Here is a 10,491-nt window from a genome sequence, read left to right as displayed (position 1 = left end):
CCTGAAGCATTAGAGGCATTTCGTACAGCTATGTCTTTTCGTTTTGTGCAATGGCTTAACCAAAATTGTGACGTATTCACCGCTTATAAAGCTAGCTTAGGCTTTGTTTGGGCTTAATTTTTGTTTAAGTCCCGTTAATGCAACAAACTTCTCCCCATTTAGACCCAGTTATCGAGCATTGTCATAAATTAGGGTACTCTACTGAAATAGTCAAAGTACCCTACGAATTTCAACCAGGGGCAAATAAAATGTTAGTTATTAAAAGTGAAGCTATCTATTAGACTTGTGGTGAAATAGTTATAAAAACAGGATTTGGTCTGATAACTGGCTCTTGACCTTAACTTGTCACCAATGGCTAACAGCTAATAGCCATCTGTGACAAGTTAAACCGATTTATATTTAGTCAATTACTATATATAGTGTATTTAATCTATTTTTAACACTATATATAGATTAACAAGAACTCTATAGTAAGAATCGAGAAAGACACACAACGTTGTGGGAAACAGTAACCTTCAGGGTAACCTGTTAGCAGCCAATAGCTAGAGCAAAGCCCTCTATGAACTAGCTAGCTTTGACAAAATTAACGTCGCGTCCTTTAGTAGCCCAAAACATATTGTGGATTTTTTCCACTGCTTCCATTAATTCGTTAGCGTGTTGCTCGCTTACTTCTACTTTACAAGCAGAACAGAGTTTAGCAGCTTTCCAAAAAGTATCGTGAAGATCGGGATATTGTTCTAAGTGAACGGGCTTAAAGTAGTCTGTCCACAGAATCAATAAGTCTTCTTTTGTTTTTTGAGCTTGTTCTTCTTTAATTGCTATGTAGCGAGAAAGAGTATTTTGATAAGCAACGTTAGCAGCAGCATCGCCCGCAGCAGGAGCTTCAAGAGCTACAATTTTTTTGGTCATAGAAACTACAGCTTCCGCAGTAATACGAGCAGAGGCTGGATCGTATACGCCACAAGGACCATCACAATGAGCGTGAACTTCAGGTGCAGGAAATAAATTTTTGACCTGGGCAATAACTTGTTTCAGTGTCATAACTTAATTTATAGTGTTAATTTGCTATTAATGCGCGTTCGCTTTTGCGGAGTAAGTCTAGAAGACTTATCAATGCTTTCTAGCCGATCGCGTTTACAATTACTCAAAACAGTAATAATCTGAGATTGGGAGCGATCGCTTTCGCTATCTTAAAGATACAAAACGCGATGATATATATCTTTAACTCCCATCTCTGTTTAGCTTAGTGTGATTTAGGGACAGTTTGCAAGCTGGCAAATCTTTAGCTTGTCTGAGAAATCCTCAAAAATTAGTTAGCTTATTCGCCACCTACAGGATCGACTGTGTCAATCACGCTGAGAGTACCATCTTCTCCTACTTGCCATACATCGTAACTGCCCACAACATCGCCATTTTCATCTATATCTACGTTTCCGCTTGCTCCTTGGAAATTGATATCTTCCCCCTGGCGGATTAATTCCATTGCCTGACAAGCATCGGTAACTTCCGTACCAGGAGCATTAGCTACTTCTAAAATTTTGCTCTTAATACCTTCTCCCGTGTTAGCATCGCTGGCTTCTGCTGCCAACATCATTAAAACTGCGGCATCCCAATTATGAGGTACATAGGCAGTCAATTCTTTTTTCACTTGTTCATTCCATAAGGCAGTAAACTCTTCTAATGCTGCGCCGTTTGCTCCTGGTACAGTGCCTAAAGCTCCTGCAATAATCGATTTACCATCGGCTGTTTTGCCTACCTGACGGACAAAATCATCGGAATAAACTCCATCAGTTAATAATACGGTTACCCCATCAGTTAAACCCTGTTCAAAGGCAGATTTTAATAAGACACTACCAGTCTCTGCATATAATACTGCTGCTACAGCATCGGGTTTACTTCCAAAAGCTTGCTTGGCTTCACTATCGAGGGTAGCTGCTTTAGGATCGTGACGGGTGGGCTTGCCCACAATAGTACCTCCACTATTTTTAAACGCTTCGACAAATTGCTGTTCAAATCCCACCCCATAATCGTTGTTAATCGCAACGGTGGAAACGTTGGTAAATCCTTGTTTTTGTGCCAAAGCTGCCAAGGCTCTGGATTGGTAAGTATCTGGGGGGGCAGTACGAGCCCAATAGCCATTAAATTCGTCGTTTTGCGCTCGTTCGGTAAATACAGGACTAGTACTACCAGGAGAAACCATCATCACTTTATTGCGCACTGCCACATCTACTGCTGCACCCGAAACACTACTAGCAAATGCACCCACAACTCCTGCTACCCGATCTACTTCTGCTAGTTTAGTCATAGCAGCACTACCCGCACTAGGATCTGTTTGACTGTCTTCTACAGTGAGACTGACTTGCGCGTCATTAACCCCACCACAAGCATTGATCGTATCTACTGCTAATTGCACCGCAGCAGGCCAATTTTGTCCGATAGAAGACAAGTCTCCCGTAGTTGGAGCTAAAGTACCTAATTTAAGACCATTTCCTCCCCCAGAGCCACCAGCATCAGTTTGATTTCCCCCAGTATTAGTAGAGTTTCCTTGGCAAGAAGCTAATAATATAGAGCCACTAAAACAAGCTAAAGCCATTAAGACTCTAGCAGCTAAAGGACGAGCTAAATTGAAATTTCTCATATTGACAATCCCAGTTCTACTATAATTAGATCGGAATTGTACTAGAAATATCCTCAAATATCCGTTAAATAATCACAAAGAAAACTTTTCTTATCTTTCGCCATAACTTTGCTTTTATACGGAGAGGGGGGGATTCGAACCCCCGATGAAGTTTACACCCCATAACTCCTTAGCAGGGAGCCGCTTTCAACCGCTCAGCCACCTCTCCTTACCGTATCGGTCTCTTAATATAACATATTTATTTCCTCGAAAAAAAAAAATGTTTGAATATCAAGAATGTATGACAAAATAACCAAGTATTGAAGCTTTTTATAGTGGGGTTTAAAGAAATTATTACAACTAGTTAATTTAGTTTTGATTTACATTTAGCGATCGCTATCTCGATAGAGAATCTAGCCAGTTAGACATTTTGCTATCGAATCAAACTTAAGGCAAAAGCTTTTACCCAAGCTTTTGTATGGCGGTCGATCAAATCAACTAAAATACCGTCAAGGTCGAAAATTATTGCTTTAATCATTATATTTAACCTCAGTAAAGACTATTCTCTTCGAGCAATTCTTTGATCCCGAACTCAGGTTATATTGAATATTTTTTCCGCGATTGCTGGTTATTGAGAGAGTTTATGCTTTTTGGTTTCTTTATAGCACTATAATTCGGAGGCTGTATCGGGATAAACTTCCTTAACATTACGATTTTCTTTAGCTATTTGTTGGTCGGTAATTAAGTCCTCTAATTCTTCGATCTCAACACCAATTTGTTGACAAGCTTTGTTTAAGTTTTCTCTAAACAAACTAATATTGTCACCATAGCCAGATTGTTGTGCGGCAATGGCAGTACCTTGTTTGGCATTAGCTTTAGCACAGTTGATTAAATCTATTCCTTGCAACATTTATAATTCTCCTAAAATAAAAATAGGACGTTTCATCTAACGTCCTAGAAAGTATCTCTCAACAACGAGTAATTATGCTGCTAGCCACATATCTTTAATTTGACCAGGTAGGAATTGAGCAATTTCTTGAACTCGGTTATTGGATAATTCATCTTTAGTAGCAGAAAAGACTGCATTAATGACTTTTTCTCCATTCGTACCTCTAGGTACTCCTCCTTCTTTTTCGATGCGAAAAATAAAAGTATCTGCATCAAATTTTAAGGGCGGACGAATATCGCTCAACCAAGCTACTAGAGGATTGTCATCGCGCCACAGATCGGCTACTTCCTCTTGCAATCTTTTATTATTTGCACCTTCTTCTGCTTCCACCTCTAATTCAGACGCTACATCTTTAGATGCTTCTGTAGTCATTAAATCCCGCATGGTACGATAAACAATCGTAGTCAAGTCTCTCGCATCAAAGATATCGGGCAATTCCGCTCTTAGAGCTACCTTTTCTAAAAATGGAGTATAGGTATCAATCGCAGGAGTTGAAGCACCTTCTTCTAAAGCTTGAGGAGGGTTTTGTTTCATGCGCTCTAGCATTTTATTACCTTTTTCGGTTAATTCTGCTTTTTTGAATTTAATTAGATGAGGCAAAGGTCCATCGGGCGCACCAAAAGTGTTGGCTACGCGAAAATCGATTTCTTCTTCATTAATCAAATCGGGTACATCTTCTTGATTTGCATAAGCATTACCCGAAAAATCTGCATTAATATATTGCTTTTGGTTTAGGTAATCTAGATGTCCTAAAAAATCAGCAATGGTTAAATTTCTACCAGTAAAATCAGTAGCTTTAAAGTCTATCGAGTGCATACCTTTCTCGTTATGTTGATTAATTTTTTCAAGCAAGATGTACATCACATCATCTCTTAGAGGAATAGTCATAATATTAAATTATTTATCGACAACTTTGATTCTAATAAAAAACAAATGGGCAGCACATCTACTTTAAGGAGAATATTAAAATATAACTTTTGATAGATATTTAAGTAACTTGAGTTGAAAATGAAAAATGTTTCATTTATATCTGTAGCTTGATTTTATTAAATAAGTTTATTGATAAATTATTCATCCCTCTTTTCTCAGACTGACAAAAGAGGGATAATCATGAAACGAAATTTTTAGTTATCTTGTTTCTTTTAAGATGCCATCAATCGCGATTGCTTTAACTAACTTTTTTAGTACAAACGATCCCCTTGACAGGGGTACTACTAACAACTTACTACTGTACGGGCTGCTGGTCAGCATTCCCTTGCTAGGTCAGCGTTCCCTTGCGCCTGACGGCGGCGCGGGGTCTGACCTCTGACGGCGATATTATGCCCTTGTGGTACGCGAGGTCTGACCATTTCGCGAACCGCCCCTAACTACTAACTACTAACAATAACTTGCCACATTCCTATAGCTAAAGCGACGGTAGCTAGATGTTGGGGGAGGAGATATTTAATGGGTTGGCGGGCGATTTTTTGAGTTAGTAGGATTGAGAATAGAATACCTGCCATTAAAGTAGTACCTTGTAAAAAAGCAATTACCGCAGGATGGGCGACTAGGATGGGGAGATTTGCACCATCTAAACCAAAGGTAGCCATAGTAACGGGGAGTATTTTGCCTCCTTCTCCCAAACCTAAACGAATATAATGTGCCAAGTTACCAGCGAGGACTAAAGGTAGATAGCCATAGGCTAATTCGATAAAGGTGCGGGGTTTATACTTGCGGTCTAGTTTAGCAATTAGGGCGATCGCCAGTTGAGCTAAGAAAGGTATAACTATAGGTAGGCTGAGGACAATAGTGGAAATTATGGCATGGCTGTTAAAGGAATCTAAATCGAAATTCCAACCTAACTTATTAGATATTTCTGGTAGACGATGGAGAAAGACCACATTTAACAGCAAGAATAGTAAAGCCACTTCATAACTGCGGGGAGTGTGAGTCGTCCACAATTCGATACCAGGAGGGCGCAAATTGAATTCTACAGATCGATGGGGACAAGCTTTTAAACAAGTCATGCACAGCACGCAATCGCGGTTATCGTTTAGTTGGGCGGGATGGGAATAAAGAGGACAGCCATCAGTTTCTTGTCCTTCTCCTTTAGCTACACCGCCTTTATAACATTGATAGGTAGTACATTCTGCCGAACAAGTCCCTTGTTGCGCCCGTAATTCGGTCATGGAAAGTTTGGCAAATAAACCATTCATTCCCCCAATAGGACATAAATAGCGACACCAAAAACGACGCTCAAAAATAACAGAGAAGATCATAGCCCCTGCGGTAATTAGTAATAGCAAGCAAGCAGAAAGATAGGCAGTATTTTCTAAATTCCATAATTCTTCCCATAAAAGAATTAAGGCAAACAAACCAAACAAAAACCAACCCCCCCATTTTTCCGCAGAATTACGCGGCCATTTTTTAAGCTGTCGGGGAAACAGAATTAAAGATAGTTTTTGGGTTATTTCTCCATAAATCATAAAGGGACATACAGCACACCATAAGCGACCTACAAAGGGAAAAGAAATTAGAACTCCCATCCACCACCAATCCCAAAATAAGTTGAGGGCAAAGTTAGATTCTCTGGTTTGAGGCGCAATAAATAGAACTAAAACTATGAAGGCAAAAAAAGCAAAAGTAAATCCATAATTAAGGCGATCGGGAAACCATTTACTACGGAGAAAATAGCGCAGTTGGGGATATTTATTAAGTAAATTTAGACGATATTGTTTCTTTTTACTTTGAGACTGCCAGACAATTTCTTCAGTAATGTCGTCACAACTCTGTAATTGCGTTAAAGCTCGTTCGATAATACTTTCTAGTTCTCTTAAATTATTAGGAAAGTCATAGGCTTGGAGATTTCTAATTGCTTCGGGGGTAATCTGGGTTTTTTGCAAGCATTTATTCCGTCCAATCAGATTTAGATAATAATTGATTTGTTCCTCTAAATCTGATTTTCTAACTCTTAAAGGAGGAATTTTAATTAAGTTTTTAACTACAGCATCAATTACAGGAACAATTTGCTCGGAAATTAAAATAATTCTTGCTTGGGAAGTTTTTTCAATTGGTAAATTATCTCCAGGACGAGAAACGGAACTATATCGATTATTTTTAATTAAGTTGGCAACTGGTTCGATTAATTCTTGAGGTAATAAATGAATATTATTTAAGACTAAAGTACCTCGTTCTAAGCTTTCAATCAATCCAGGTTTACCGCTACTACGTCCAAATAATTCCGCACCACTGGTCTGTAATTTACTACAATTTACTTTAATAATTGGTTCTCTCCGATCTGCCGAGCCAAAATGAATTAAAGCTGCTAAGTTATCCTTTTCCAATCCTGGTTCGCCAAATAATAATACCGATTCTCTGGTTTCTGCTGCCTGTTTGATTTGCGATCGCAATCTTGCTGCATAGCGACTTCTACCAATTACTCCTCGTTTAGCTTTACTAACTAAATAAGGTCTTAAGATTACTTGTCTTTCTTGTTCTAGAGCTAGTTTTTCTGATAATTCTTTGGCTTCTGCTGCCAGTTTTTTGGCGAATGATTTAGTAATTTCGGGATAGCTTTTTAGTAAAGTATTAAAGCTATTGCTGTCTATAAAAAAGACTTGAGTTTCAACAATTGTCTTAACAGTATATTGTGCTTTTCTATCCAATAATAAAGCAAATAAATTTAGGATCGTTCCAGGTAACAAACTACTAGATAAAGATTGTAATTTGCTCTCGCTACTTAATTTTCCCGACCGAACAATATACAAGCCATCTGCCTCTTCCCCTTCCCTAACAATAACTCGATCTGCTGCTATGGTTTTTGACGATAATAAAGATGCGATCGCTTGTAAGACTTCCAAGGATAAATTACCCAAACAAGTATTATGTCGTAGAAAATCAACTAGATTATCAATATTCATTTAATAATTGAAGATTGGGGACGGGGAGACGGGGAGACGGGGAGACTGGGGGAAGTAATGAATAATGAGTAACCACTACCTCTGACCTCTGTACGGACGTTTCATGAAACGATGAGACCCCGCGCCGCCGATATGCGGAGCGGTATCCTTTAGGACAGGCGCAAGGGAACGCTCATCGGAGTCCCTACCTGACCTCTGACCTACTACCCTACCATCCTATAATGTATCGACTGTTGCGCTTCAATATTAGTTTCAATAAACGAGCGATCGCCATTGCTACCGTTACGACCAAAAACGTAGCCACAATTAGAGTAAATACATTACCTTGAATTCCTAAACCCATACTTCTAACTAATCGAGTCATCGGATTGAGCAAAAAAGGGTGAATAAAATAAATGGCAAAACTAGTTTCGGCAGTTTTTCTCAGAACTGTGATATTACTATCTTCATAGTTATCTAGAAAAGACATCATCAAAAAACAAAGTAAAATTTTCTGTAAAAAATTAACATCTGGTACTGTTATCAACCACCAACCTTTACTAAAATTGCCATGAAGCTTAAAGATTAATATTTGAATTAAACCTAAAATAATTGCTAAAAAAATAATTGCTATTTTAACTCGGTTACTTTTCAAAAAATTATAGATTTTCTTTTGATTAATCGAACTATAAATTCCTAACAAATAAACTGGCAAAAAATAAATTAAAGAATGAATAGGATTCATATTATGCAGCGGTCGATGAATTATCATAGAAATAGGAATTAATGCCAATGCTACATAACCCAAATATTTAGATTTAATCAGAGCATTAATTAAAGGGGAAATAGTAAACATCAAAAATATAGTTGGTATATACCAATAAGCGTATACTGCTCTCCCCGTAACCAAATACCATAAGATCGCTAGCAAAGGTCGATCTTGCAAACTATCGAGTAAAAATTTAGGATTGGGATCGACAAATACTGCATGAGCGATCGGAATTATCGAGCAAACTAAATATGGCACTAAAACATATTTAGTTTTCTTCAACATGAATTTTTTATAATCAAATCTGGGATAAAAAATATGATTGTAGAGAAACCCAGAAATAAACATAAAAAAAACACTGCCATTCAAGTTTAAAGCATAAAAAAATCTTTCAAATAAACTAGGATCTCGATAAACATTCCAATTAGCTATGCCATAGGAATGAGCAGCAACGATGATAATAATAGCAATCCCTCGAAAATAGTCAATAGAATTTAAAAACTTTTTCTGAGGAGAAGATGTAATGAAGCTATTAGCCATTTATACTAGACCTCTCGAACTGTACTACTTGTACTACTGGTAACGCGCTTCAAATAGAAACGGTTAAAGAGTCTAACAAAGTTAGCAAATAAAAAATAAACCTTCAATACTATAGCTATTAAAATTAATTATTCATAAATTTTCCACTAAAAAAGAGATGAAGCTAGAACAAAATCTAGAATTCATCTCTGAAAATGTTTTAATTTATCTTAAGATATTGAGCAACAATATCTCCAATCCGAATGGTAACTAAGCCCAGTTACTATCTTGTAGGGGTTTAGTAACGATTTTGGTTGGGTTTGTAAACAATGAAACTTACAGTTTGACACTGTTTGATGTTGTCGAATCCAACAACACGAATATAGCAATCAGAGTATTCAGAACGACATTCACGAACTTCGTTTAATACATCTTGAGAGCTACGAGCGTCAAACAAAGGTAACTTCCATAGAGTCCAGTGGTGAAGTTCGGGGGTAGGATCTTTCTCGAATTCAACACCAGGAATATAACCTTGGTCGATCATGAAATCTATCTGCTTGGCAATTTGTTGATCGGTTAAAGGAGGTAAATAAGAAAGGGTTTCGTAACGACGCTCTTTAGGTAAAGTTTTCATAGTTTATCTTTCCGTATATTTTTTATTAGTCAGAAGATTCTTCAGTTTGTGAGTGCGATTCCGCTGTTGGTGATTGCGATCGCGTAAGACGTTCCAAAAGAGTGCGACGGTGACTCAAATTATCTTGCTTGATTTTAGAAGTAACTAGTTCGGGTAAAAATTCTAAAGTTTGTTCTGCAATATCATTTCTTACTGTCATAATACGCATGGCTAACTCTTTCCCTCTCGGCTCTGACATAATTTCTTCTAAGTAAGTTTCCGCATCGCGAAGTTTACCTCCAGAAGAATATCGCCTGAGCCAAATGGCTTCACCTGGATTAGTCTCAGCAAGCTGATCGATAATCAGCATCACTGCTTTATAAGTTAGATAGTTTTGAATAATACTCGCCGTATCTTTGGCAATATCTTTTGGCTGCATTGAGTTCGATTGTAGTTATTCTGAGATTGTTAAACTTGGTTTATTTTGTTCCTCATTTGTAATCTCAGAAACAACTACTTGCTGTTCGCTAATAACTATTCTCTAAATCTAGAGATTCTCTTAATCTTAGAGAGTGTCTACTGCATCGAACTCAAACTTGATTTCTTTCCAAAGTTCGCAAGCTGCTGCAAGTTCGGGACTCCAACGACAAGCTTCGCGAATAACATCGTTACCTTCACGAGCCAAGCTGCGTCCTTCGTTACGAGCTTGAACGCAAGCTTCTAGAGCTACGCGGTTTGCAGTCGCACCAGGAGCGTTACCCCAAGGGTGTCCTAAAGTACCACCACCAAACTGTAGACAGGAGTCATCGCCAAAGATTTCAACTAGGGCGGGCATATGCCATACGTGGATACCACCAGAAGCGACGGGCATGGTGCCAGGCATAGAAGCCCAGTCTTGAGTAAAGAAGTTACCGCGAGAACGGTCTTCTTCGACGTAGTCTTCACGCATTTGGTCAACAAAACCTAAAGTAATGTCTCTTTCACCTTCAAGTTTACCCACAACAGTACCAGAGTGTAAGTGGTCGCCACCAGACATCCGCAGACATTTTGCTAAAACGCGGAAGTGGATACCATGATTTCTTTGGCGGTCAATTACTGCGTGCATTGCACGGTGGATGTGGAGTAATAAACCATTATCACGACAGT

The 10,491-nt window shown here is 38.3% G+C and carries 10 protein-coding genes and 1 tRNA gene; 1 reads left to right on the top strand and 10 read right to left on the bottom strand.

What is annotated here, in order from left to right; translation table 11 throughout:
• Positions 1 to 137: 137 nt before the first annotated feature.
• Positions 138 to 281, top strand: coding sequence for a hypothetical protein (locus tag AC33VI_RS10775; RefSeq protein WP_491782264.1), 144 nt, complete (start codon positions 138 to 140; stop codon positions 279 to 281).
• Positions 282 to 564: 283 nt separating this feature from the next.
• Here AC33VI_RS10775 and sodN read toward each other — a convergent pair whose 3' ends face one another.
• The 10 genes from sodN to AC33VI_RS10725 form a co-directional block, all read right to left on the bottom strand.
• Positions 565 to 1,041, bottom strand: a complete 477-nt coding sequence (gene sodN / locus AC33VI_RS10770) for a superoxide dismutase, Ni (protein WP_491782263.1) — start codon at positions 1,039 to 1,041, stop codon at positions 565 to 567.
• A gap of 277 nt (positions 1,042 to 1,318) precedes the next feature.
• Positions 1,319 to 2,638 carry an ABC transporter substrate-binding protein gene (locus tag AC33VI_RS10765; protein ID WP_491782262.1) on the bottom strand — a complete coding sequence of 440 codons (1,320 nt, stop codon included), beginning with the start codon at positions 2,636 to 2,638 and terminating at the stop codon, positions 1,319 to 1,321.
• 119 nt (positions 2,639 to 2,757) lie between these two features.
• Positions 2,758 to 2,846 (bottom strand) — tRNA-Ser (locus AC33VI_RS10760).
• A 438-nt stretch (positions 2,847 to 3,284) separates the two neighbouring features.
• On the bottom strand, positions 3,285 to 3,527 hold the full coding sequence (locus AC33VI_RS10755; protein ID WP_491782261.1) for a hypothetical protein: 243 nt from the start codon (positions 3,525 to 3,527) through the stop codon (positions 3,285 to 3,287).
• A gap of 72 nt (positions 3,528 to 3,599) precedes the next feature.
• A complete protein-coding gene (locus AC33VI_RS10750; RefSeq protein WP_491782260.1) occupies positions 3,600 to 4,454 on the bottom strand; it encodes a DUF2267 domain-containing protein in 855 nt (284 codons plus the stop codon).
• A 482-nt stretch (positions 4,455 to 4,936) separates the two neighbouring features.
• Positions 4,937 to 7,465: a sigma 54-interacting transcriptional regulator gene (locus AC33VI_RS10745; protein WP_491782259.1), complete on the bottom strand. Its 2,529-nt coding sequence runs from the start codon at positions 7,463 to 7,465 to the stop codon at positions 4,937 to 4,939.
• A 208-nt stretch (positions 7,466 to 7,673) separates the two neighbouring features.
• On the bottom strand, positions 7,674 to 8,753 hold the full coding sequence (locus AC33VI_RS10740; protein ID WP_491782258.1) for an acyltransferase family protein: 1,080 nt from the start codon (positions 8,751 to 8,753) through the stop codon (positions 7,674 to 7,676).
• Positions 8,754 to 9,030: 277 nt separating this feature from the next.
• Positions 9,031 to 9,366, bottom strand: coding sequence for a ribulose bisphosphate carboxylase small subunit (locus tag AC33VI_RS10735; protein WP_491782257.1), 336 nt, complete (start codon positions 9,364 to 9,366; stop codon positions 9,031 to 9,033).
• Positions 9,367 to 9,391: 25 nt separating this feature from the next.
• Positions 9,392 to 9,784 carry a chaperonin family protein RbcX gene (locus AC33VI_RS10730; protein ID WP_491782256.1) on the bottom strand — a complete coding sequence of 131 codons (393 nt, stop codon included), beginning with the start codon at positions 9,782 to 9,784 and terminating at the stop codon, positions 9,392 to 9,394.
• Positions 9,785 to 9,910: 126 nt separating this feature from the next.
• A partial coding sequence (locus AC33VI_RS10725; protein WP_491782255.1) for a RuBisCO large subunit C-terminal-like domain-containing protein occupies positions 9,911 to 10,491 on the bottom strand: 581 nt, incomplete at its 5' end.

Source organism: Waterburya sp., from assembly GCF_058530065.1.
The sequence above is the reverse complement of the archived record's forward strand: the minus strand, read 5'-3'. Positions and strand labels throughout refer to the sequence as shown.

What these genes read in the sequence shown, in the direction of transcription:
- AC33VI_RS10750 (WP_491782260.1), bottom strand. Translation starts at nt 4,454, where the DNA reads ATGACTATTCCTCTAAGAGATGATGTGATGTACATCTTGCTTGAAAAA.
- AC33VI_RS10755 (WP_491782261.1), bottom strand. Translation starts at nt 3,527, where the DNA reads ATGTTGCAAGGAATAGATTTAATCAACTGTGCTAAAGCTAATGCCAAA.
- AC33VI_RS10735 (WP_491782257.1), bottom strand. Translation starts at nt 9,366, where the DNA reads ATGAAAACTTTACCTAAAGAGCGTCGTTACGAAACCCTTTCTTATTTA.
- AC33VI_RS10775 (WP_491782264.1), top strand. Translation starts at nt 138, where the DNA reads ATGCAACAAACTTCTCCCCATTTAGACCCAGTTATCGAGCATTGTCAT.
- AC33VI_RS10740 (WP_491782258.1), bottom strand. Translation starts at nt 8,753, where the DNA reads ATGGCTAATAGCTTCATTACATCTTCTCCTCAGAAAAAGTTTTTAAAT.
- AC33VI_RS10745 (WP_491782259.1), bottom strand. Translation starts at nt 7,465, where the DNA reads ATGAATATTGATAATCTAGTTGATTTTCTACGACATAATACTTGTTTG.
- AC33VI_RS10765 (WP_491782262.1), bottom strand. Translation starts at nt 2,638, where the DNA reads ATGAGAAATTTCAATTTAGCTCGTCCTTTAGCTGCTAGAGTCTTAATG.
- AC33VI_RS10730 (WP_491782256.1), bottom strand. Translation starts at nt 9,784, where the DNA reads ATGCAGCCAAAAGATATTGCCAAAGATACGGCGAGTATTATTCAAAAC.
- sodN (WP_491782263.1), bottom strand. Translation starts at nt 1,041, where the DNA reads ATGACACTGAAACAAGTTATTGCCCAGGTCAAAAATTTATTTCCTGCA.